Here is a 22,411-nt window from a genome sequence, read left to right as displayed (position 1 = left end):
GCTCGAGGCAAAAACATGGAACGGCAATTACGGTGCGAAGCCCGGGTGAATGACAGACCTCGCAGAAATGTAAACCCGATCTCTGCACCGAGGCGCTCTTTATTTGGAACTTAGATCGGCCAAGTTGGTTGAGATCCGCAAGGAGACCCTCATGAAAAAACCAGCACAACCCAAAACGAGCGAAAATACGACCGATGGCAGCCGACCGGGAGTTCGACCCGCCGCGGACGCAGGCAGACGGAAAGCGGCTCCGCGAGCCTCAAAAGAAGTCGGCAGCCAGAGCGGCGGATCGCCGGCAGCAGGCCGCGAGGAAGAGATCCGAAGAAGGGCATATTCCCTGTGGGAGAAGGAAGGGAAGCCGGAAGGCAAGCACGGGCATCACTGGACCCTGGCCGAACATGAACTCGATGCGCAGCAGGGCGAAGCCGACAACCCTCCAAACCTGGCAGCACTGCGAGAGGCCTCGCGGCAGCATACGGATACATTTCTCGTCAAGACCGATCTCGAGGACGCCGACCAACGCGAAGCCTCCCCCGGCACACGCGAGCAGGATTGAACTTTCCGGCGCGCCAATCTCAGACCTCTTGCCAATTTCAGAAAGGTACCCGACATGACCGACAAACAGAACTTGAACGCCGGATTCACCGGAACGCCCACTGAGCAGCCGGAGGGATTGACCAAGGTCGCGAAGTCGGCAGCCAATGAGATGAAGCGTGAGGCTTATGCGGTCGCCTTCGGTGCCAGAGAGCACCCGCGCACTGCAAGCGCATTGCTGCTCACCACCGGCATTGTCGCATTCGGGCTTGGATATCTCCTTGGTCGATCATCGGCGGAAGGTTCGACACGCCCATATTGGCGATAGCGGCCGCCGCTTCACTTCAACGAGGCGCATGCATCGGTTCTTCGACCAGCCGTGCCGATCTGGATGTCGCCGCCTCCTCTTCTCTCGGCAACGCCCGTTGGCTGCTTGCTATCAACCTTCAAGCCCGCACTTCAAACGTGTTTTCTGTTGAGGCCGGACTTACCGTCGCAGCCATTTTCCACTGATCATCGAATGGAACCACGTCTGTCCGGACGCCTGTTGCTGGAATACCACGTCGAATAAAGCCATAGATTGCACCCTCATCACAGCTTGACAGCTGTGATCGCGATCCTTAGCGAGGCAGCATCGACACGGTCAGGACCGGCAAAGTGAATTATCTTAGACAACTCAAGATGGCAGTGCTTTGTCAGGGGGATGAGGCCGGAAGCGCACTCGACCGAAACAACCGCATTGCCGTCTTCCTCTTTGCAATCCTTCCAGGGCTTTCGCCGAACTTTAACTCCTTCATCCTCCTCGCGTCGATGGTGTGGGGCATCTGCTGTCTGGCGACGGGCCGCCTCGTCTTGAACCTGTCGAGATCCGACCGGCTGGTTGCCATTTTCATGTCGATCTACCCGCTGGTGATGATCGCCAGCATCTTCATCAATCCGCCTTACTCCGAAGTAGCGGACTGGATATTCCGGCTCCTGCCCTTCTTTTCGATCTGGCTGATATTGCCGCGGATGCGCCAATCTCCCGATGGCCGTCTTGTGCCGCTCTTTATCCTCGGCGCAGGCATCGGCATGATCGTCACCTTTCTTTTCAGTCTCCTGCAGATCATGTTTCTGATGGAGAGAGCAGAGGCCGGAACTTCGAATGCTGCGCTCCTGGGCGTGATAGGGATCCTGTTTGGCGGCATTGCGCTTCTCAACGTTCAATCTCCCAGAAGCGTGGAGCAAAGAGTAGCGATATTGGGATATGCCGCCGGTCTAGGCTGCGTTCTGCTTTCGGGAACGCGCTCGGCCTGGCTGGTCATTCCGATCCATATCGTCATCTTCCTCTGGTATTTTCGCAAACACAGCTTCCATCTGAGTTTGCGCAGCCTGGCTATTACCAGCTCCCTGCTGTTGGCGGGACTTATCACCCTGGGCAGCGGCCAGATCCTCCATCGCATCCAGGCGCTTCAGGAAAATCTGACGTCGCTCGAACGCACCGACGGCGAGATCACGTCGCTCAGTGCCCGGTTCGCCTTGTACAAAGGCGCACTATCGGCAATCAGTAAGGACCCGTTGACGGGTTATGGCCCGCAGAACCGGATGAGTTCGGTTTTGGCAGAACTGCCCGATAACATAAGGCCGCAGCTGCCTTACTCGCATGTCCACAACGGCTTTCTGACCGCAGGAATCGACGCCGGCGTTTTCGGTATTGCGGCACTTTCGCTGATGCTGCTGACACCGGTGATAGGCGCATTGAGAAAAGAAGCGGGACCCGGCCGGGATTTAGCGATTGCGCTCGCTCTTCTGCTCGTCAGCAGCTACGTCATCACGGGCAGCTTTGGCATCATGTTCAATCAGAAAGCTTTGGATCCGATCTTCGCTTACCTCGTCGCCCTTATTTGTGCGGATCGCGGCAGCACGCGCTTTGCCCCCGTCGTCCGGAGCTGACGTCTGGCATCCCTTGCGCCTGCAGACTCTACAACGTGCTTTGAATTGGCTGAGGCAGCCGTATTGGCTCGGCGCCGCTGAAAGCCAGATCCGAGACCTCACCTGTTGAGGAATAGCCGGAGACGAGTTCGGCCAACATCGCACGTGCCGCGACCATATCGTTCCGATCCAATACCGCATTGAGCGAGTTGAGCTTTTTCGAAAGCTCCGACCAGAAGAGGAAATCCTCGCGCGCCTTCATAATGCGAGGATGTTCGGTTGTTTCTGGGTTGTCGCCGATCAAAAGTTCTTCGTAGAGCTTCTCGCCGGGCCGAAGACCGGTTACGGACAGCTCGATATCGCCTTCGGGATTGTTCTCGTCGCGGACGGCCAGCCCGGAAAGCTCAACCATCTTACGGGCGAGATCGGCGATGCGAACGGGTTCCCCCATGTCGAGCAAGAAAACGTCGCCGCCGTCGGCCATCGCGCCGGCCTGTATGACGAGCTGCGAGGCTTCCGAAATGGTCATGAAATAGCGGGTTATGTCAGGATGTGTCAGCGTAACAGGGCCGCCTTCCTTGATCTGCTGCCTGAAAAGCGGCACGACGGATCCGGAGGAGCCGAGGACGTTTCCGAAGCGGACCATGCAAAAATTCGTTCGCATTCTGTCAGTCGCCGATTCTGCTGCGAGCGCCTGCAGAACCATCTCTGCCAACCTCTTGCTGGCGCCCATCACATTTGTCGGACGCACGGCCTTGTCTGTACTGATCAGCACGAAATTCGAGACGCCGCATTTATTCGCCGCGCGTGCCGCGACCAGCGTACCCATCACATTGTTCTTGATGCCTTCCACGGCATTATGTTCGACAAGGGGAACATGCTTGTAAGCGGCCGCATGATAGAGCGTCTGAGGTCGCCAGCTCTGCATGACATGTTCCATGCGATCCTGATCGCGGACAGAACAGAGAATCGGGACGATCTGCGTATTTGCGTGTTTGTACAGTTCGGCCAGCTTCTGCAATTCGGCATGAATATTATAAAGCGCAAACTCGTTCTGATCGATGAGGACCAGGCTCGAAGGCTCGTTGCGCAGAATCTGGCGGCATAACTCGCCGCCGATCGAGCCACCAGCACCCGTGACCATAACCACCTTGTTGCGCATCGCCTTGTCGAGCAACTCCTGCCGTGGCGCGACCGCTTCCCTCCCCAGCAGATCTTCGATCTCCAGCTCTCTGATGTCGGAGACGGCAATGCGTCCCTGAGCCAGGGCCGTGAGATCCGGCAACGTGCGAACATTGACCCTGGCTTTACGGATGTGCTCCAGGATTTCATTACGACGCTGCCGCGATGCGGAGGGAAGAGCAAGAAGCACGTTGTGCACGCCGAGAGATTCTGCAAGCACCGGAAGATCCGAGGGGTCGTAGATCGGCAAACCACCCATGACGCCGCCCTTGAGACGCGGATCATCATCCAGATAGCCGACGACATTGAGTTCGGCACTGTTTATCAAGGCACCGGCCAGCTGCCGCCCGGCCGTCCCTGCCCCATAGATCAGCACCTTGGCGAGCATATTCTTGTGAAGGATGCGCTGGTAGGCGTCCCCGAGCCAGTAGCGGATACTCAACCTCGACAGTCCGATCGCAATCAACAGCAGGAAGGGCTGGAGGATACCGACGGTTCTGGGAACACCGGGGACGCTGAGGGCAGTAAATATCGTCATGAAGGCGAAGCCGTAGATCGCAATGGCCTTCAAAACAGTAATGAAAGCAGCCATATTGGCATAACGGAAGATCGCCCGGTACATGCCCATGACGATGAAGATGGGAAGGGCCATGCACAGTGAAACGACGACCGGCAACCACTGGACACCAGTGAGCACCGTCCATTCGTTCAAACGGAAGCAATAGGCCAGCCAGATCGTCAGAACGCAAAAGCTGGAATCCACCAGCAAAGCCAGAGCGCGTTTGGCAACACGCGGCATTGCCAGCAGAGGGGCGACGAGCGCTTGCAGCGGCATCAAGAACCATCCCGAGCGCGGCGTCTCAGTGGGCGTATTTTCAGGCATTGCTTACCAGCGTCTCGCAGATCAATAGACAACCACCTTCTTGTCGCTTTCTGCAACGAGCGCAACTGAAATAATCGGAAATCAAGGTCTTCCGCACCGACTTATCTATCAGAAGTAGGTAACTTAATGCCGTATGCCCTTACGGCGGATGACCTTCCCGGCAGTCATAAACAGAATGCGTATGTCGAAGCCGAACGAGCGACGTTGGAGATATTCGACATCGAATTTTACCTTCTCCGGAATCGGCAATTCGTCCCGGCCATTGATCTGCGCCCATCCCGTCAATCCGGGCAGGAGCTTGTCGACACCATGGGCGGTGCGCAACTCTATCAGGTCATATTGATTGTAGAGTGCCGGTCGCGGGCCGACGAAACTCATCTTCCCCTCGAGAATGCACCAGAGTTGTGGCAGTTCGTCGAGGCTGGATTTGCGCAGAAACGAGCCTATGGGTGTCAGAAACCGATCCGGATTTTCGAGCAGATGCGTGGCAACCGTCGGTGTGTCGACACGCATGCTGCGAAATTTCGGCATCAGGAAGATCTGATTGAAACGTCCGACACGTTTGGACCAATAGAGGATCGGTCCCGGCGAGGTCAGTCGCACACAAAGAGCGACGACAAGGATTGGAACGAGCAGGATCGCCGCCGCAATCAAAGCCAAGAAAAAATCCACCGCCCGTTTCAAACCCATGCTCCGCAGTTCTTCCGCCTTACCGGCGGTCTTTCCGCCATCCGCCCTGTCGTGTTGCCGTATCGTCAAAGACCGTTTCGCGTCAACTGCCATCATTCTCCGGTGGCGGACGGACGAGGATCGGCAAATCTTGACCGCGGAGGCAGATCGCCACGATCAATTCGCGAAAATCGTTCACCATTTTGCGCCAACCGGTCCGTCATGAACGAATCTTCGATCAGGGCGGGATCGAGATCAATCGACGTCTGACCGGTCGCGAGCTTGACCGCGATCACGTTTGCCGCTTCCGCCTTGCAGCCAGCGCATCGATACTGCGCGCTGACGGCACCGAGAGCGCCGATCCTCTTATAGGTGATTTGCTGTTTTCTCGTCCCTGTGCTGAGCCTGACCGCCTTCGCGGTTCTCCTACGATTGAGTAGGATGAGAGCAATGCCAGCGCTTGCAAAGTAACGGATGAGGCAGCGATCGTCGCTGAATAGAGTTGAACCCGACCTGGCGCGGAGGCTATCGGACGTCGGCTACTTACATCGCCATCCGCGTCCTTTCGAACGCGACGGAGCCCAAGTCCTTTCGGACAGCGGCTTTTCTACTTTGCGCTGCATCTTGACGCATGTCTCAGCTCACCGTAGCGCGGCACAATTGTCGCCGACGGCCTATGGCCGCGCCAAGGAGGGAACAGGATGACGACTATCACCTATCATGTCGGCGAGCACGACGGCGGATTTGCCTACCGCCTGGGAAACGTCTGGTCGGAGACCTATTCGGACCACGATAGCGCGCTCGCTGCCGCCAAGTCGGCGGCCCAGCGCCAGCACATTGAAGGCCGCGATGCCGAAATTTCATATCAGCTCGCCGATGGTCGGTGGCAGAGGGAACATGCCGATGGCGGCGACCGCCCGGATACCGAAGTCGTCGACGACGAATAGGCAACCGTTGATGGGCGTCCTGGCAGAATCCTGCCTCCGCGGAAATGTGCGCATTGCCATCACTGACCCTAACGCGGATGGCATCTGTCACTGTACCGACTGACGGCAGGGGACCCGCCGCATTCACCTACTTCGCCATATGGCCGGCCGGTCAGTTCGAGAGCGATGGCGGCACTGTCGATCGGTGGACGCCAATTCTGTCCGGAGTGCGGATGTCCTCCGTGGACAAGTAAAGCCGAGCTCAAGCAGGGCGTGTCTTTCCGAAGCGTCGACGCCCCGACACACAAGCTCTGGATCAAGCGCCGCGAGGCAAGGCTGCGCCCGGTCGACGCCTCCACGCAGTTCCAAGAGGATTCGGTAGACGAGTGACCGCACCTTGCTTCAAAGAAACTGCGAGAGATTTTCGGCGCTCGCCGTCGTTCGAACGATCCCCCTAAATTTCTCGAGCGAGCCAGCGGATCATGTTGGCCATCAGCAGATCATAACCGGGCCATTTCATAAAGTCTTGGGACAGCCAGTGAGGACCGATGTCGGTCGTCCAAGCCAGAGTCCGGCCGGCGCCATAGTCGCGAACCGACAGGAGCGGCATTTGTCCGGTGCGATGGCCGCAATTAATCAGTGTTTTTGTCTCCATGTCGCCGCGGGCGGCAACGCGGTTCATGCCAAGGACATAAGGTATCGGCGATGGCACTCCTGCCAGTATCGGATGACCGATTTCATGAATGACCGGATCCAGGCCCTCTGGCGCCTCCAAGCCATCCGGTCCGGGAAAACACTCGATAGGCAGGCATTCCTCCACCGCCGTGCCGCGGAACATGGCAAGGCCATCGATGCCTTGAAAGCTGCAATATCCGCCTGCCATCATCAGCGCCCCACCTTTATCCACCCACTCCCTCAGAAGCTCGAGGCGGTTCACGGAGCGGCGGCCTGCCCTCGTCTGCGGGGTGTAGAGAAGCGACAGCGCGCCCACGTCGGACAACACGACCGCCGAATAGGCGTCAAGTCCGTCCATCGTCGTCGGAAATTCGCTTTCGCAACGCTCGCCGCCGATCTGGACGACCACGACGCCATGCGCCGCAAGGCCCTGAATGTAGCGCTCGGCACCGTTCGAATATCGCGCAGACGCTCCAACTTCATATCCCTTGGAGGCAAAGGAGGTGACGTGAAACGTCTCGCCGGCAAGCAGAACTGGCTTCATGGTGGTCTCCCGATGTCAGTTGAATCGGGTGGTGCCACTGCGGCACCACCCTTCACGTCGACGGATTTCAGAACTTGAATTCTTCGACGTTTGCCGGCGTCACGATATCCGCAGGTCCAAGAAGAACTTCGCCGTTAGCTCCAACCTTGTAGGAACCGAGCCTGCCTGCTTCGAAGGTCTCACCCTCCTTGCCCGTCAATTTGCACTGCGCGACGGCCTGGGCCGCATAGTAGGTGAGGTAGCCGAGATCCTTGACGTTCCACCAGATATCCTGGACGGAGCCGTTCTGGATATACTTCTTAATGAGGGTTGCCGGCGCCAGACCGGTCAGCTTGACCTTGCCGAGAAGGCCCGCCTGGTCCATTGCACGGGCAGCCGCGGGCAAGCCGATGCCGGCCGGGATGATGATGCCCTTGAGGTTCGGAAATGCCTGCGCCAAGGCCAGCGCCTGCTGCTGGTTGACCTGTTCGCTCTCCTGGCCATAGGCGACCTGAACGAGCTTCATCTTGGAGTATTTCTTGTCGCCCGCCATCGTCTTCTTCATGAAGTCGATCCAGGCATTCTGGTTCGTGGCCGTCGGGGTCGAGGACAGGATCGCAAACTCGCCGTCATAGTTGATCATCTGCCCCATCGATTCCAGCATCATTTCGGCCAGGCTGTCGCCGGCCGCCTGATTGAGGAAGACGGAACGGGCGGCAGTCGATACGTCGGAATCATAGGATACGACTTTCACACCCTGCTTGGCCGCGCGGCGCAAGGCAGGGGCCACGGCATTGGCGTCGTTGGCGGAGATCGCGATGACACCGACTTTCTGCGAAACCAGATTGTTGATGAAATCGATCTGCGCCTCGGCGGTTGCCTGCGACGGAGCCTGCTTGATCGCCTTGCCGCCGATCTCCTTTGCAGCCTCCTCCGCACCCGTTTGTGCAACCTGGAAATAGGGGTCTGTGTCGAGCTTGGGCAGGAAGCCGACCGTGACCGGTTCCTTGGCGCATTCCTGCGCGTTTGCCGCCGCGATGCTGGCGATCAAGCTGCCCGCGACAAGTAGAGTTTTGAAAAGATGCGATGTCATGTCGGTTCCTCCTCAAGATATCCGGTTCGGTGAAGCAGGCTAGCCCCGGAACTACTCGCCTGTTTTGACTTTGAAATATCGCGTTCGAACGCTGGCGAAGACGCGTTCCGCCGCATTGCTGGCCAACAGCGAAACGATGAGCAGAAGGCCGATGACCGTCCCCTGCGCGTCGCCGCCGATCTGCAGCAGCCCAAGGACGTTGCGAATGGTGGCGACCAGCAGAAGTGCCCACAGCACGCCGGTCAGCCGGCCACGCCCGCCGAAGACGCTGATCCCGCCCAGAAGCGCGATGGTGATAACGTCGAGCTCGATACCGACTGCGTTGTTGGCGCGAGCATTTGCAAGCCGCGCCGCGTAGACCATGCCAGCCGCCGCACAAACCACCCCTGATGTGACGAACAAGCCAAACACCGTTCGGGCGAGACGAATGCCGGAATAGCGCGCAGCGTCGGGACTTCCGCCGATCGCATAGATGCGTCGGCCGAGCGGCATCTTTTGAAGCGCTATGGCGAAAACCGGGGCAAGCAGCAGAAAGGGAAGGATGGTCAGCGGCACCGGCGATGCGCCGACAGTATCGATACCGAAATCAAGGAAGCTGTCGGGAAAGTCGTTGATCGAGTCCGAGCCGAGGAGAATGTAGGCAATGCCGCGAAACAGGGCCATGGTTCCAAGCGTTACGACAAGCGATGGAAGCCCGAGCTTCGTGACTAGCGCGCCGTTAAAACCGCCGCAAATTCCGCCGGCGACCAGCGTGACCGGAATGGCCAGCAGGAGTGGCGCGCCGTGCTGGACGAGCAAGCCGAAGATCACGCTGGTGAGAGCCAATATACTGCCGACGGACAGGTCGATTTCGCGCGCGATGATCAGCAGCACCATCGGCAATACGATGAGCGCGCGCTCTGAAATGCCGGCGACAGCCTGCGAAATATTGAAGACGGAAGTGAAGTTCGGCACGCCCAAGAGAGCGTAGGCGACGACGACGATCGTCAGCGCCGCCAGGAAATTATCCCAGTTGGCAAAGCGGGTGACGAAGTCGGGATTGCGCTCGGAGTTCGTGCTCATCAATGTGCTCCCTTGCGCTTGCCGGCGGCGCGGCGGGCGACGAGTGCGTCGATGCCGATGGCGGCGAGAATGACGAGGCCATAGACCCCTTGCAGCCAGAGGGGATCGACACGCACGAGTGTCAGCCCGTTGTTGATGATAAGCAGCATCAAGGCGCCGGCGGCGACGCCGAGCACGGTGCCGGAGCCGCCGCGGACGGCAATGCCCCCGACGACGACAGCCGCAATCACGGTCAACTCGAAGCCGTAGGCAACGCGTGCATCGACTGTGGCGTAGCGCGAAGCCCAAAGCGCACCGTCGAACCCGGCCAGAAGCCCGGCTGCCGAAAACGCCATGAGGATACGCGCCCGTGAGGGAATGCCGATGAGGCTCGCTCCGCCGGGATTGGAACCGATGGCAAACAGTTCCCGGCCGATCGAGGTATTGCGGAGGATATAGGCGACGATGAGAAGTGTGGCGATGGCGATCAGGAGCACGGCCGGAACCCCGAAAATATTCGCCGCCGTCATATCCAGCCAGGCCTGCGGCACCTGGTCCGCACTCACCTGCGTTCCGCCTGCCCAAAGGCTGTTGATGCCCCGGAAGATGGACATGGTGCCGAGCGTGACGACGATGGCCGGCACGCGGCCGTAGGTGACGATGAGCCCGTTCAGGAAGCCTGCGGCGAGCCCGATCACACAAGCCAGGGCGACACCACCCATGACGCCGATCTCGGGATGCAGATGGATCGTCGAGGCCGCTCCATAGGCTGCAAGACCGATGATCGCGGCCACGGAAAGATCGATGCTGCGGGTGATCACGACAAGCATCTGGGCGACGGCGACGATCATCAGCAGGCCGGCGTCCATTGCCAGGGCGGACAGGTTTGCGCCGCTCAGCATGCGTATGTTCAATATGGAAATTGGAATGACGACAGCCGCAATGGCCGCAAACAGCCCCAATTCCCGGCGGGCCAGAACCCGCCGCCATGTGCCCTGCGCCGCTCTTTCCGGGATCTCCGATTTTTCGTCCTGATGCGGGACCGGTTTGGCAACGATCTCGCCATCCACCTTCCTCACGATCGAATCGGTCGCGGCGCCGATCACCTTTTCCTGCGTGGCCTCGTCCCTAGAGAATTCGGCAGTGACCGCCCCTTCTCTCAGCACGATCATCCGGTCGGCCATGCCAAGCAGCTCCGGCAGTTCGGATGAGATCAGGATGATCGCCATGCCTTTGCCGGCGAGATCGGTCATCATCGCATGCACGTCGGCTTTGGTCTGAACGTCAATGCCTTGCGTCGGCTCGTCGAGGATAAGGATGCGAGGATTGGTCGCCAGCCATTTTGCCAGAACGACCTTTTGCTGGTTGCCGCCGGACAGCGCACCGACCGGCTGATCGAAGGAGTTGAAACGCAGCCGAAGACGGTCAAGAAACGGCTTTGCAATGGCAATTTCCTTTTCGCGCGACATCAACCCGCCTCGGGTCGCCTTGTCGAGCACAGTCAACGACGCGTTGTTCAGAATAGGGAAGTCCATAACCAGGCTCTGCCCGATCCGGTCTTCAGAAACATAGGCTATGCCGTTGCCCATGGCATCTTTCGGCGAGGCAAAGCGCATTGTTTTGCCATCGATTGCAATCGTTCCACCTGTCGGCTGATCGATGCCAAACAGGACCCGGGCGATCTCGGTCCGGCCACTGCCGACCAATCCGCCGAACCCCAGGATTTCGCCAGCTCTCAGTTGAAACGACACATCCTTGAACGAACCGTCACAGGACAGTCCCCTGACGTCAAGAACCACATCGCCAGGCGCCGTGTTGTTGCGAGGATAGAGCCCATCCAGGGAACGCCCGACCATCATCTGGACGGCACGTTCACGGGATAGATCCGCTGCAATCTCCGTTCCGACATGGCGACCATCACGCAGGACGGCGATACGATCGGCGACGCGATAGATCTCGTCCATGCGATGGCCAACGAACATCATCGCCACACCTTGCGGGCGGAGATTGTCCACAACCGTAAACAACCGTTCCACCTCTCTCTGCGACAAGGCTGCGGTTGGTTCGTCCATGATCAAAACGCGTGCGTCGAGCGAAAGCGCACGGGCAATTTCGACGAGCTGCTGCTCGGATGTCCGCAGCCGCCCCAAAGGGGCTGTGACGTCCACGTCAAGGCCGACGAGCGTCAGAAGGCGCGCAGCCTCGCTTTGCATCTGCCTGTGGTCAAGTTTCCAGCGTAACCCGGTCTGCCCGATGAAGAGATTTTCGGCGATGCTGAGATCGGGAAAAAGACCTGGATGCTGATGCATGACGGCGACACCGGCAGTTTGCGCCTCCAGTGGAGACGCGAACGCAACGGGCTTGCCCAGCATGACGACCTGGCCGCCATCTGGCCGATGGACGCCGGCGAGAAGCTTGACGCAGGTGCTTTTGCCTGCACCGTTCTCTCCAAGCAGGGCAAGCACCTCTCCTGCCCGCAATTCAATCGACACATTTGCGACAGCGACGGTGCCACCAAAGACCTTCGTGACGCCCTCGAGCGACGCGACGACTTGGCCGGTCGCCCTCGCCCCAGCAGCTTTTGGTCTGCCTGATACATCAAGCATCCGGCGCATCCGGAATGACGAGAATTTCCAACCACGCGCAGCGAGCCATTCCTGGTGCCTCCTCCGACCCCCTAGGGCAGACAACTCCACCCAACTCCCATCGGGCATTTATTAAAGCAGTTTACTATAATAATGCTTGATTGTGGTCAACCCACATTTTAAAGATGGCCTCTAGAGACAGGGTCCTGGCCTGCGCGATAGTTGCGTAAATTCAGCGGTCGCGTTACCGGTGCTGGCACTTAAAGCAACGTGCTTTTGAATGGTCCTTTCACGGTTGGATCGCATGGCAGGAAAAGGCAGTAATTCCGTCCAGCTTCGTCACTACAACGAGCGCGTTGTTCTGGACGCAGTGCGACGCTTTGGCCAAGCATCCAAGGCGGAGATCGCGCGGTTCGCACATCTTACCCCACCAGCTGTTGCCGCGATCGTTGAGGCTCTTGTCGCAGGTGGCTATCTGGTCGAAAATGGCAAGCGCTTCGGCGGCAAGGGCCAGCCGTCTGCAATGTACGGGCTTGCCAGCACCGGGGCTTATTCGATCGGCTTTCATATCGGCCGCAGAGCGATGGATGCCATCCTAATCGACTTTGCGGGGCAAATCTGCGCGTTCGAGACCCACGACTACGATCATCCGGATCCCGACAGCATAAAGCGCCTAGGCGCTGCCGCCATCGGGCGTTTCAATTCACAGCTTGGCGCTGTTCATAGCTCGCGCCTGATCGGCATCGGGATTTCCGCCCCTTATTTCATTGGCGGATGGGACGAGGAGCTCGGATTTCCCAGTGATGTCCAACTGGCCTGGCGGTCCTTTGACCTGAAGGGCCATTTTGCCGACACCCACAGTCTTCCTGTCATGATCGAGAATGACGCGTCGGCAGCTGCCGTCGCGGAATTGGTGTACGGGTTGGGTAAGAAATTTTCTGACTTCCTCCACATCTCACTCAGCACATTCGTCGGCGGCGGCCTTGTCCTCGATGGGACCCTGCAGACTGGTCCGAACGGCAATACCGCAGCTTACGGGCCGTTCCCGGTGACACATTCGACGCTAAGCTCCGTTCCCAAGCCGGCTGGAAAATTCGAAGTCCTGCTTCATCGTGCCTCAATCTATACCCTCGTCCATCATCTCAGGACCAACGGTATAGACATCAGGCGGGTCCGTGATCTCGACCCGATGCCGCCAGCCGCGCGCACATTTGTTTCCGAGTGGCAGGACGACTGCGCGGATGCTCTTGCCCAGGCGATTATCGGAAGCATTGCCGTCATCGATGTCGAAGCGGTTGTCATCGACGGGCTTCTCCCCGCTCCACTGCTCATGGAAACCGTTGCCCGCGTCCGGCAATGTTTTTCAGAGATGGTTCCCCCCGGCTTGATCGCACCCACGATCACCGCCGGTGCCCTGGGAGCCCGGGGTTCCGCGCTCGGAGCGAGCATTCTTCCGCTCTACCTGATGTTCGGTCCAGATACCGGCGTTCTCATGAAAAAAGGCAACGATAAGAAGCCGCTTTTGATTGGCTCTTAGGAAAGTTGATCGTGCCTTTGGCTTCCAGGGTAGAAACGAATACGTGGCGGTACGGCGGGCGGGGCGAAACAGGATACGCCATTACTTTTTGCATTCGGCTTGATGAGAAGCAGGCACAAGACTTTCGCCCGTCAGCTTCCCGGCGCTTATTCTTCCACCGGGAATCGGATGAGGGCGGGCGCGAAACGCACTGCCCATCGCGGATGTGTCAAGGGCAACGAAGATTATCCCTCGTGCATGGCAGCATGGACATCTGCGCCCGCCTTTCGATTAGGCTGACGGCGCTATAGGTCTTTGGTTTTCCGCATGTCGCGATCGCAACCGCGCAGTAATGCGGGACATACTTGAGACGCCGCTATCCTCTGGATGGGCCCCTGAAGAGCGGCGAGCTGTTCTGCAATCAGCCGCCGTGTCGGGCTGCACACCGCGCTTGATAAAAGGGCGCCAGGGACGTCGATGCTTTCGACCAGTTTCAACTCGGTACGGCGTGTTGGAAAGGAATGTCTCGGACACAAGAAGTCCTGTCCTCGACGGACAGAACATCTGTCATCCGCTCCCCTTTAGCGACCAGGAGCTCTTGCTTTCTTGGGGGCCGAAATACCGCTTTCCCGCTCAAGCTTTTTGCGAGCGAGTTTACGGACACGCCTGATGCCCTCGGCCTTCTCACGAGCACGTTTTTCGGAGGGCTTTTCAAAACGCTCCCGAAGTCGGGCCTCCCGGAATACGCCCTCGCGCTGCAACTTCTTTTTCAAAAAACGGAGCGCTTGCTCAACGTTGTTGTCACGTACCAGAACCTGCATTCTAAAACTCCTAGGATCGCTAACGCGCCTCATTAGATCCACACGCGTTGATGATCAAGCCTTGGAACGCCGATTGCCTAAATTCTCTGTCGTCACTGTTTCATGGGCACGATCGCGAATGGGGCTAGAGGTAAGTTCTGCCAGCGATTTAAGGGTCGGAGGTTTCGCAGCTAAAGGACGACTGAAAACTCCCCAATTGGACTGAGTTGCCCGCGTCAAATCGAACGCGATGATTTACCAGTTTCCTATTTGCGGCCCGGCGCGAGGCGGTCTGATGATCGCCACGATTGATCTAAGGGCAGCCGCAGCATTGCCCAGTTTGACCGGATTGGGAGATTAAAGCCAGGCCGCGTGGCAGCTTGCCGGTTCGATGAAAAACGCCATATAACGCGCGATGACGTTTGATTCGAAAATTTTTGTCGGCCTGAGGCCCACGAGCAAAAAATCAGCTCTTCCCCCCCGAGCCTTCCCAGTCGAAATGCCAGTGGGACGGTTGCGAAAGCGGCGGTACCAATCGTGCGCCCGTTGGGCGAGATGCGGAGGGTTTGTACCTGCTGTTCTGCCCGCAACATGCGAGAGAATACAATAAGGGATATAATTTCGCGAGCAATCTGTCCGATCCGGTGACCGCCCGCTATCAGAGTGAGGCAGCAAGTGGCGCCCGTAAGACGTGGGGTACCCGCGTTGATCATGCGACAGAGATGCCGCTTCCTTCGACCGTCCGCTCGGGCACGGCAAAAGCCCTTAATGCACGCAAGAGTGCTGCCCAACATCAAGCAACGAAAGCTGATCTCCAGCGACGTAAGCTCAAGGTATTGGAAGCGAAAGCCTTCGAAACGCTCGGCCTTTTGCAGGACGCGGCGCCCGAGGAGATCAGGCGCCGCTACAAGCAGATGCTCAAGCTACATCATCCAGACGCCAACCGAGGAGATCGAAACTCGGAAGCTGAGCTCCAGGCGGCAATCGACGCCCATAAAATCCTCAAGTTGAACGGGTTCTGCTAAATCGGAGACACAGTCTCTGCGGGTCAACAGGCAAGACGTCGCCGTGAAAAAGCTGTGTAGTGCGCGACGCACGTCTCAAATCTTGTCTAAAACCCCTAGAGCGGCCGCGGTCCTTCGTATCCTTGACGCGTCGAAATCCGTGTCGTTCTCCAGAGCTGTCACTTCGGCCACAGTCAGACCAGTGGTTTCTGCAACGTCATCCAGCGAATAGCCGCGAGCCGCGCGAGCTTCCGCAAGCAAGCCGCCGACGGACAGAGCAACAGGGGATTTCACAATCTTCGAGACCATGTTCATGTCGTTAAAACTCCTTTTGGCGGCCGAAAAACGTACAAAACAGTTTCATAGTTCCAACGCACTGCCCGGGTCCGGGCGATTTCCGCCGGTTCGCACCGTTCGACGTAGGAGCTGTTACCTACGTGTGAGACGTAGCAGCTAATAGCCGGTCATTTCAAGATATCCGACACCCGACGTGGAGCCTGTGAAGTTGATCGGCCCCTCCCAATAAGGCGTAGAGGTCGCCATCCAGGACTGCTCGTTCAGCGGTTTCGTCGTAATATCAAGTGACTTACTCGGCACGCGTATGCGCCACTCAACCGGCATCCGGCGCCCATCGACCGTTGCCTTCCGCGTCGGCTCCAGTTGGACGTCGTCTTTCGACAAAAGTGTCGTTCGTCCATCCGCCGATATCCAGTTCGCGGAGATAAACCCGTCCTTGTCATCACGAAGGCGAAAAGCCATCAGCTTGTCGCCGGAATTCAGATGCAGTGAGAACCAATCCCACCCCGTCTGATTGGACGCAAGCGGCTGCGACGACCACTCCCGATCCAGCCAGGCTTTGCCAGTGACCTTAACCGGCGCTCCGGATGTCATGATCGTTCCCGCCACCTCATAGAAAGGCTGCGAGTAATAGTAGCTCGCCTGCCCGTTCGCCGACTTCACGGAAAAGCCGTTTTCCCCCTGAAGAACGAGCGGGCCGGCGGCCTTGAGGTCTAAGGTGTAGCTGAAGTCCAGCCCGCCCGCAGAGACTGAAAGGTTGCCAAAGGCGTCCGAGCCGGTTCGCTCGCTACCCTCCAACCGCCAGTCGTCTATCCAAGCCCGAAATGGTCTTGCGGCAACGCCTGCCTGCCCGACGCCTCCCCGCCCCAAGCGCTCAGCGACGTACTGATGACCTTGGGTGGTGATCGCCGCGTGCCCAGCCCAGATCTGCGGATCCGCGAAACCTGCCTTGTCTCCCGGAGCCAGCGCAGAGCGAAACAGCGTCCACTGCGCTCCATATTGCCTGCCATCCTCGTCTTTGAGATTGGCAGTCACATACCACCACTCAATGCGATAATCAGGATGAGCGCCATGATCGGCGGGGAAAGAAAGAACAGAACCCCGCTCCGGGATCGCAAAACCTTGCGCATCCGATCCCAATCCGGCGAAGCCTTGCGCGAATGCCTGACCGCTCGCGCAGATCATAGCCGCCGCTATCAGGACAGATGCCGACTTTCTACCGTTCATTGGCGAAAATCCTCAGCAGGTGCGCAGGATTGATCGAGGCCAGACGCCGAACCGGCACCAGCACCGACAGCAATGCAGCAGCAAGAGCAATTGCTCCCAGCCAAAACCAGTCCATTGGAAACACCATCATTGGCAATCGCCAACCAAAAGCCTCCACGTTCACGATCGCAAGCAGGACCCACGCCAGGGTAAGACCGACCGGGATCGCAGCCATAAATGTCGCCAGCCAGAGTGCAAGTGTCCGGGCAACTTCGTAGAGCGCCAGATCCCGTCGCCGTACACCCATTGCCCATACCGGCGCGAGTTGCGGAAGCCGAATACCAGACAGCGTCAGGAGACTTGAGAACATGGCAAACCCTGCTACAGCAAGGGTGAGGACGTTCAACGCGCCGGTCACCTTGAACGTCTGATCGAAGATGGCTCTCGATTGCCGCTTAAGTGAGGCCTGGTCAACGATGGCGGTATCCGGAAGGCCAAACTCCTCGACCAGCCGACGCTTGAGATCTTGGGCTTGCTCGGGAGCAACTCGGACACCGTAGCGAAGTTTCGGGACATCGCGGTAATGATCGACGAGCGTTTTGACCCCGACTATCACTTGCCCATTCGGATTTCCATAGTCCGAGTACACGCCGACCACAGTTGCGCTCCAGCCTCCAGGCATGACCAACGGCTGGCCGATCTTGGCTTCGCCGCGACGCCACATCTGTTCGTTGATCAGAGCACCCTGCCCGGCGGCGATCCTTGCCCAAACGTCGTTTTCGGAAGCGATCAACGGCCAGTGCTCCCGGTAGGTCGAATCGTCCGCAACGCCAAAGATCTGGATCTGTTCGCCAAGCACCTCGGCGTCGACGCTCCAGATGGGCAAGACCGCTGTTGAGCGTGGTGGAAGCCAGACTCGGAGAAGCGCAGCTTCCTCCTCATCCTTGGCAGTGACGTAAAGCTCGGCAGCCAGGCGTTGATCCAGCCATCCGATGAAAGTCAGCCGGAAGCTCGATACCATCGTGCCGACACCGATGTTTGCCGACAATGCCAGCAGCAGAGCCATCAAAGCCAGCGACAAGCCGGGAAGCTGTATGCGGGTGTCGGCCCAGAACCATTCCATGAGGGCGCTTCGTGCCAAATGCTGCGCTTTGGTCAGGATGACCGCAAGAAGTCCAGGTAGCACCAGAGCTGTTCCAAGAAGCAGGCAGCCAAGTGTCGCAAAACCCGCTACCAGCCCGGGCGCAGCTATCGCCAGGATAGCAGCCAAGATCAGCAGAACTCCGCCCGTTCCCGCTTGAAAGGCAAGCGATCTGGCCGACTCTCTTGCCCATGCTCGCGGCTGGGCGGCAGCTAAAATCGGCAGCTTCCATACCCGCCACAGGCTCTGGCCAGACGAGACAGCGGTTCCTCCGAGAGCAATCGCCAGTCCAGCCAACCACCACTCCGGCCGAATGGATAGCGAGCCTGACACATTGGCACCGTAGAGGCCCCTGAGGGTCGCGGCGACACCCGGCATCAGGAGCCATGCTATGACGTAGCCGAGCATGACGCCGATCAAGCCCGATATCAGCGCCAGCATCGAAAGCTCGATCAAGAGCACCGTGATCAATGCTCGAAGCGAGACACCAAGAGATCTGAGTGTACGGAAAGTGCCTCGACGCTGTTCGAAGGTCAGGCCCGTGGCGGAATACACGATGAAGAGCCCGACGATGAACGAAAGGAAGCCGAAAGCCGTAAGGTTGAGGTGGAAGCTGTCTGTGAGGCGAGCGGCGTCTGGTTGTTCACCCGGTTCGCGGATCGTCAATCCCGCCTGATCGATTGCTTCGGTGGTGATCCTTTGATCGGCCGCGACCACCAGGCGGTCGATCTTCCCGTGCTTGTCGAGCAACCTGTCGGCGACCGATATGTCGACGAAGGCAGCACCGTCGGGAACTTTACCATCGATTTTGACGCTCATGTCGGTACTGCCACGGAGCCGCTCGGCAGTCGCGCTCGACACAAGCAACTGTCCACCGGCTGAAAAGAAGCCGGATAGGTCTAGACTGCTGGCGACGGTCTGGTTCCCGGTGTCCCTTGGCATCGTCAGAGGTTCGATACCAACCAATCTGATTCTTGTGCTTCCGAAGCGGTAGTTGCCCTCGATCACGGGCGAAACATTCAGACCCGCTCGACGCAGGCTGCCATAGACCTCGCTCGCGATGCCGTCACCGTTCTTGGCGACGATCTCCCGGAGGTAGCCTTGCTCCAGAACCGAAGCCGCCCGCGCATAGCTCGCCCTCGCCTCGGCGTTGATAGCCTGAACGCCGGACCAGAGAGCCGTCGCCAGCGCAATCCCCATGACCAGCGTCAGAAGCTGGAGAGGTCTCCGACGCCAGTGTGACAGCAGGGCTGCGAATGCGACGAAGTTCATTCGGCAATCTTCCCACCGCGAAGGACCACTGTTCGGTCCAGACGCGCTGCAAGCCTCGTGGAGTGGGTGACGAGAAGCAGAGCCGATCCCACCGTCCGGGCCAGGTTGAGCATCAGATCGAGGACGGCATCGCCTGTTTGCTCATCCAGGTTGCCCGTTGGCTCGTCCGCAAGGACGAGAGGAGGTCGAGCAGCCAAGGTTCGCCCGATTGCAACGCGCTGCTGTTGGCCTCCGGAAAGTTGCTCGGGATATCGGGCGGTGTATTCTTCCAACCCCAATTCCTCGATCAACTGCCTTTCCCAAGCGTGATCGTACCGGTTTGCAAGCTTGGCGTGGAACGAGATGTTGGCTGCGACGCTCAGTGATGGGATGAGGTTAAACTGTTGAAAAACGAGGCCGACCTTCGTTCTCCTGTATCGGGCCCGTTCGCTTTCAGCAAATAGCCCCAGATCGCTGCCATCCATCACGACCGAGCCGCTGTCTGCACGGTCGAGCCCGCCTGCCAGATGCAGCAATGTGCTTTTGCCACTGCCAGACTCTCCGGTTAGAGCAACACTTTCGCCCGCAGCGACTTCCAGATCGACGCCCTTCAGGATTTCAATCGGGCTCTCCGCAGTGGAATAGGATTTTCTAACGCCTGCGAGGGTGAGGATCATCTCGGTCTTCTCGAACACGGAGTTTGCAGAATGCAAAACCTCCGGTGACCTAAGAACTTTCGAGATGGATCGCAAGATCCGTGCGGCAGCACAAAAACAGCGGCCCGCATCAGCTTACGCTCAGTTCAAGCTGTCATGAACAGCGGTGACGTCCAAATGCGGGATTGATCCCTCTGTCTCGCCGTCAGGAAAAGCGGGTGTTCGCGGCCGTGGCTCAATCCAAGTCCTGGAAGCGGTATCTCGCCTGAGAGATCGCGTGGAAGAGGGCGATCGGTGACGCGCTCCAACAGAAGTCGAAGCTCGACACCCTGAAGATCGACCGAGATCGAGCCCTTTGCGATCAGCTCGCTTCCGCATGCCTCTAAAAACACCTCGGGAGCATGGACATGTGGCGGCGGCTGGAGCGGATCCCCGATCTTGCTGTAGCCATGGAGCTTCGCGGCTACGACGATGCGCGCGTCGCGCAGGTCGGAAAGCTTAAGTTCGATTCCGTCGACGTCGCCATGTGTTGCCGTCCTGAAGCCGAGGGTGCCGAGCCCAGTGCGCCAAACGCTTTGTTCGGGATGATCGAAACCGATGCCGCGCACATCCAGAAGCGCTGCACCGGTGACAGCCACTTCGCCGCTCCAATAGGCCGCGCGATAGCGATCCTTTATCCGCGCGCCGCCGAAACGGATCCGCACACTGCGCTCACTGAGGCCCGCTTCGGCATGCAGATCACGTCGCCACACCATGCGGTCGCCGTCGAAAAGCTGAACTTCCTCCCAGCCGGCGTGGCCGAGCAGGCGGTAAGAGAGCGGCTGATTGAGCTCGGCGTCAAACACCTCGCCCATGAAATGTTTGCCTTGGGACAGAACCGCAAAACTCCGTTCACCAGTCGTGGCAAAAGTGCGCCTCGCCCGAAGTGCAGCGCCAACGCCAGCACGGTCGAAACCGTCGGCGATGACGCCGGTGAGCCCCCCACGTGCACCGAAGGTTCCGGTGGCCGGCGCACCACCGCCGCATCGGCCCTGATGTTCGTCGCTAGCGGCGGAAGCGCCAACTCTGTGTCCGCGAGCTAGAGCTTCGACGTAGAGCCAATGAAATTGTCCCCAGGCGGAGCCAACCTCGATGAGGCGTTCCAGCTCCGGATGGTTCCAGTCGAGAATGCAGCGCCGGCCACCCACATGTGGGATCAGCAAATGGCCTTCCGGATCATCCGCATAGGCTCCATAGAGCCGGTCAACCGGCCATATCCCAGGACGGATCGCTCCCGCCGTCGTCTCATTCCATTCGAAAGAGCGCAGGGAGCGTCCCTGCTCGTCGAACGGAAACCTGGGCTTGCCGTCACGCAGGAAGACGACGTTTCGGTCGCCACCGGCAGCGGAGTTGCCGCACCATTCGGTGCCTGGATAGCAGACGAAGCGACCGGGCTCGTTGAGTTCGTGGATGGTCTTGACGGCGGCGTCCCAGTTCGTCTCGGTGATGTTGAAATCGTTGACGGTGTAGCCCACCACGTCAAGTCCGGCGATGTCGCGCCCGTAGGTGAGATTGTAGGTGGCATCATTGGTGCCAACGGTGTCGTCGGAATGGACGTGAAGATCGGCATAGAGAGGGCGCAAGGCACCCTCTTCGCTCTGTACATAGGCGATGCCCGGTGCGACGCCGGGTTCGTCATTCAGCCATGCTTCCAATTTCCACTCGCCGGCAGCAGCGAAGGAAAGGCCGGAAATCCGCGCAAATGTCCAGCCTTCCGCGGCGAATGCCACTAGCTCCGTTCGTTGCCCGCCATCCGGGGCAGTAATGACGAGCGCACCATGCAGGTCTCGACCCTGGCAAGTGTTTCCCCATATATCATCGACGCGCACGATAGCGTCGAAGAAGTGACCGCTGCCAACCAGCCGCGGCGCGATGACCTGAAGGGCCTGCGGCTGCCCGGCCGCGATTTCCAATTTGCAGTCGCCTGGCACCTCCGCAAATTTTGAGCTACCCAGCGGATCGACGAACAGCCGGAAACGGAACACCTTCTCCACGAAAGTCTGCACCCGTGTGCCGGCGCCGCCCTGCCGCCGATCGCCCAGACGGATGACGATCCTGTCGCCGGGGTTGAGATAGCCGTCGACGACGTCGATGATGACCGCCTTCTGGAAGGGACGTTCGTGTCCCTTCTGATCGAAACGCACCTTCAATGCTTGAACGGTACCTGGGCTTTGCCCCGAAACCAGAGGACCGGCGTGGTATTCGGCGGAAATATAGTTGGCGCCCGTCGGCTCCGTTGTCTGGAACAGCGCCCAGTCGGAATAGAACTTGAAGGCAAGCTTCAGCCACGCACCGTCTGCGAGGCCGACAGCTCCGACCTCATAAACGAGCTCCAATTCGGTCCACTCGCCCGCCGTCAGCGTCTGCCGCTGACAGCTTAGACGGCCGAGGAAGGGCAGAGTATCGAAATGATCGGCAAGCCCCATCGGAGAATGGGCGCTGGCTTGAATCGTCTTTTCTGGCAAAATCTTTGTCATGG

The 22,411-nt window shown here is 58.9% G+C and carries 18 protein-coding genes and 1 pseudogene; 6 read left to right on the top strand and 13 right to left on the bottom strand.

Annotation, left to right across the window (positions count from 1 at the left end; all coding sequences use genetic code 11):
- The first annotated feature begins 151 nt into the window (after positions 1-151).
- The 3 genes from AC245Y_RS31660 to AC245Y_RS31650 all read left to right on the top strand — a co-directional run bounded on the left by AC245Y_RS31660 (position 152) and on the right by AC245Y_RS31650 (position 2,466).
- Complete coding sequence (locus AC245Y_RS31660; RefSeq protein ID WP_026157682.1) at positions 152-556, top strand: DUF2934 domain-containing protein; 405 nt, start codon at positions 152-154, stop codon at positions 554-556.
- 54 nt (positions 557-610) lie between these two features.
- Complete coding sequence (locus AC245Y_RS31655; RefSeq protein ID WP_017997062.1) at positions 611-862, top strand: hypothetical protein; 252 nt, start codon at positions 611-613, stop codon at positions 860-862.
- A gap of 329 nt (positions 863-1,191) precedes the next feature.
- On the top strand, positions 1,192-2,466 hold the full coding sequence (locus AC245Y_RS31650) for an O-antigen ligase family protein (RefSeq protein WP_017997061.1): 1,275 nt from the start codon (positions 1,192-1,194) through the stop codon (positions 2,464-2,466).
- 28 nt (positions 2,467-2,494) lie between these two features.
- Here the strand turns inward: AC245Y_RS31650 and AC245Y_RS31645 are convergent, their stop codons facing one another.
- From AC245Y_RS31645 to AC245Y_RS31635, 3 genes are all read right to left on the bottom strand, one after another.
- On the bottom strand, positions 2,495-4,510 hold the full coding sequence (locus AC245Y_RS31645; protein WP_017997060.1) for a polysaccharide biosynthesis protein: 2,016 nt from the start codon (positions 4,508-4,510) through the stop codon (positions 2,495-2,497).
- Positions 4,511-4,633: 123 nt separating this feature from the next.
- A complete protein-coding gene (locus AC245Y_RS31640; RefSeq protein WP_020487138.1) occupies positions 4,634-5,200 on the bottom strand; it encodes a sugar transferase in 567 nt (188 codons plus the stop codon).
- Between the two features lie 92 nt (positions 5,201-5,292).
- The gene (locus AC245Y_RS31635; RefSeq protein ID WP_026157681.1) at positions 5,293-5,475 is read right to left on the bottom strand and encodes a hypothetical protein; all 183 of its coding nucleotides are present in this window, start codon (positions 5,473-5,475) and stop codon (positions 5,293-5,295) included.
- Positions 5,476-5,880: 405 nt separating this feature from the next.
- Between AC245Y_RS31635 and AC245Y_RS31630 the strand changes: the two genes are divergently transcribed.
- Positions 5,881-6,126 carry a hypothetical protein gene (locus AC245Y_RS31630; RefSeq protein ID WP_017997059.1) on the top strand — a complete coding sequence of 82 codons (246 nt, stop codon included), beginning with the start codon at positions 5,881-5,883 and terminating at the stop codon, positions 6,124-6,126.
- A 433-nt stretch (positions 6,127-6,559) separates the two neighbouring features.
- Here the strand turns inward: AC245Y_RS31630 and AC245Y_RS31625 are convergent, their stop codons facing one another.
- The 4 genes from AC245Y_RS31625 to AC245Y_RS31610 form a co-directional block, all read right to left on the bottom strand.
- Entirely contained in the window at positions 6,560-7,324 is a 765-nt protein-coding gene (locus AC245Y_RS31625) for a glutamine amidotransferase (RefSeq protein WP_017997058.1), read from the bottom strand.
- Between the two features lie 67 nt (positions 7,325-7,391).
- Entirely contained in the window at positions 7,392-8,396 is a 1,005-nt protein-coding gene (locus AC245Y_RS31620; protein ID WP_012759921.1) for a rhamnose ABC transporter substrate-binding protein, read from the bottom strand.
- Positions 8,397-8,447: 51 nt separating this feature from the next.
- Entirely contained in the window at positions 8,448-9,458 is a 1,011-nt protein-coding gene (locus AC245Y_RS31615; RefSeq protein ID WP_017997057.1) for an ABC transporter permease, read from the bottom strand.
- Positions 9,458-12,043: an ATP-binding cassette domain-containing protein gene (locus AC245Y_RS31610; protein ID WP_026157680.1), complete on the bottom strand. Its 2,586-nt coding sequence runs from the start codon at positions 12,041-12,043 to the stop codon at positions 9,458-9,460. Before AC245Y_RS31610 ends, AC245Y_RS31615 begins: the two co-directional genes overlap by 1 nt.
- A gap of 283 nt (positions 12,044-12,326) precedes the next feature.
- Here AC245Y_RS31610 and AC245Y_RS31605 point away from each other — a divergent pair, with 283 nt between their 5' ends.
- A complete protein-coding gene (locus AC245Y_RS31605; RefSeq protein ID WP_017997055.1) occupies positions 12,327-13,559 on the top strand; it encodes an ROK family transcriptional regulator in 1,233 nt (410 codons plus the stop codon).
- 560 nt (positions 13,560-14,119) lie between these two features.
- On the opposite strand, the gene rpsU is transcribed toward AC245Y_RS31605, so the two are convergent.
- Positions 14,120-14,359 (bottom strand): 30S ribosomal protein S21, encoded by a 240-nt coding sequence (rpsU, locus tag AC245Y_RS31600; protein ID WP_012759925.1) that lies wholly within the window; start codon positions 14,357-14,359, stop codon positions 14,120-14,122.
- A 394-nt stretch (positions 14,360-14,753) separates the two neighbouring features.
- On the opposite strand from rpsU, the pseudogene AC245Y_RS31595 reads away from it, so the two are divergent.
- Positions 14,754-15,363: pseudogene (locus tag AC245Y_RS31595) on the top strand (J domain-containing protein).
- Positions 15,364-15,438: 75 nt separating this feature from the next.
- Here AC245Y_RS31595 and AC245Y_RS31590 read toward each other — a convergent pair.
- The 5 genes from AC245Y_RS31590 to AC245Y_RS31570 all read right to left on the bottom strand — a co-directional run bounded on the left by AC245Y_RS31590 (position 15,439) and on the right by AC245Y_RS31570 (position 22,409).
- Complete coding sequence (locus tag AC245Y_RS31590) at positions 15,439-15,657, bottom strand: helix-turn-helix domain-containing protein (protein ID WP_017997054.1); 219 nt, start codon at positions 15,655-15,657, stop codon at positions 15,439-15,441.
- A 138-nt stretch (positions 15,658-15,795) separates the two neighbouring features.
- Positions 15,796-16,866 (bottom strand): lipocalin-like domain-containing protein, encoded by a 1,071-nt coding sequence (locus AC245Y_RS31585; protein WP_017997053.1) that lies wholly within the window; start codon positions 16,864-16,866, stop codon positions 15,796-15,798.
- Positions 16,856-19,258 (bottom strand): ABC transporter permease, encoded by a 2,403-nt coding sequence (locus AC245Y_RS31580; RefSeq protein WP_017997052.1) that lies wholly within the window; start codon positions 19,256-19,258, stop codon positions 16,856-16,858. Before AC245Y_RS31580 ends, AC245Y_RS31585 begins: the two co-directional genes overlap by 11 nt.
- Positions 19,255-19,914, bottom strand: coding sequence for an ABC transporter ATP-binding protein (locus AC245Y_RS31575; protein ID WP_026157679.1), 660 nt, complete (start codon positions 19,912-19,914; stop codon positions 19,255-19,257). Before AC245Y_RS31575 ends, AC245Y_RS31580 begins: the two co-directional genes overlap by 4 nt.
- Before the next feature lie 125 nt (positions 19,915-20,039).
- On the bottom strand, positions 20,040-22,409 hold the full coding sequence (locus AC245Y_RS31570) for a hypothetical protein (protein ID WP_017997050.1): 2,370 nt from the start codon (positions 22,407-22,409) through the stop codon (positions 20,040-20,042).
- Positions 22,410-22,411 lie beyond the last annotated feature (2 nt).

It is taken from the genome of Rhizobium sp. SRDI943 (assembly GCF_057653695.1).
This window is presented reverse-complemented; position numbering and strand designations above follow the sequence as displayed.

Bases quoted from the DNA above. Each gene is read 5' to 3' on its own strand.
- AC245Y_RS31660 (WP_026157682.1), top strand. From the start codon at position 152: ATGAAAAAACCAGCACAACCCAAAACGAGCGAAAATACGACCGATGGC.
- AC245Y_RS31655 (WP_017997062.1), top strand. From the start codon at position 611: ATGACCGACAAACAGAACTTGAACGCCGGATTCACCGGAACGCCCACT.
- AC245Y_RS31645 (WP_017997060.1), bottom strand. From the start codon at position 4,510: ATGCCTGAAAATACGCCCACTGAGACGCCGCGCTCGGGATGGTTCTTG.
- AC245Y_RS31640 (WP_020487138.1), bottom strand. From the start codon at position 5,200: ATGGGTTTGAAACGGGCGGTGGATTTTTTCTTGGCTTTGATTGCGGCG.
- AC245Y_RS31630 (WP_017997059.1), top strand. From the start codon at position 5,881: ATGACGACTATCACCTATCATGTCGGCGAGCACGACGGCGGATTTGCC.
- AC245Y_RS31625 (WP_017997058.1), bottom strand. From the start codon at position 7,324: ATGAAGCCAGTTCTGCTTGCCGGCGAGACGTTTCACGTCACCTCCTTT.
- AC245Y_RS31620 (WP_012759921.1), bottom strand. From the start codon at position 8,396: ATGACATCGCATCTTTTCAAAACTCTACTTGTCGCGGGCAGCTTGATC.
- AC245Y_RS31615 (WP_017997057.1), bottom strand. From the start codon at position 9,458: ATGAGCACGAACTCCGAGCGCAATCCCGACTTCGTCACCCGCTTTGCC.
- AC245Y_RS31610 (WP_026157680.1), bottom strand. From the start codon at position 12,043: ATGCTTGATGTATCAGGCAGACCAAAAGCTGCTGGGGCGAGGGCGACC.
- AC245Y_RS31605 (WP_017997055.1), top strand. From the start codon at position 12,327: ATGGCAGGAAAAGGCAGTAATTCCGTCCAGCTTCGTCACTACAACGAG.
- rpsU (WP_012759925.1), bottom strand. From the start codon at position 14,359: ATGCAGGTTCTGGTACGTGACAACAACGTTGAGCAAGCGCTCCGTTTT.
- AC245Y_RS31590 (WP_017997054.1), bottom strand. From the start codon at position 15,657: ATGAACATGGTCTCGAAGATTGTGAAATCCCCTGTTGCTCTGTCCGTC.
- AC245Y_RS31585 (WP_017997053.1), bottom strand. From the start codon at position 16,866: ATGAACGGTAGAAAGTCGGCATCTGTCCTGATAGCGGCGGCTATGATC.
- AC245Y_RS31580 (WP_017997052.1), bottom strand. From the start codon at position 19,258: ATGAACTTCGTCGCATTCGCAGCCCTGCTGTCACACTGGCGTCGGAGA.
- AC245Y_RS31575 (WP_026157679.1), bottom strand. From the start codon at position 19,914: ATGATCCTCACCCTCGCAGGCGTTAGAAAATCCTATTCCACTGCGGAG.
- AC245Y_RS31570 (WP_017997050.1), bottom strand. From the start codon at position 22,409: ATGACAAAGATTTTGCCAGAAAAGACGATTCAAGCCAGCGCCCATTCT.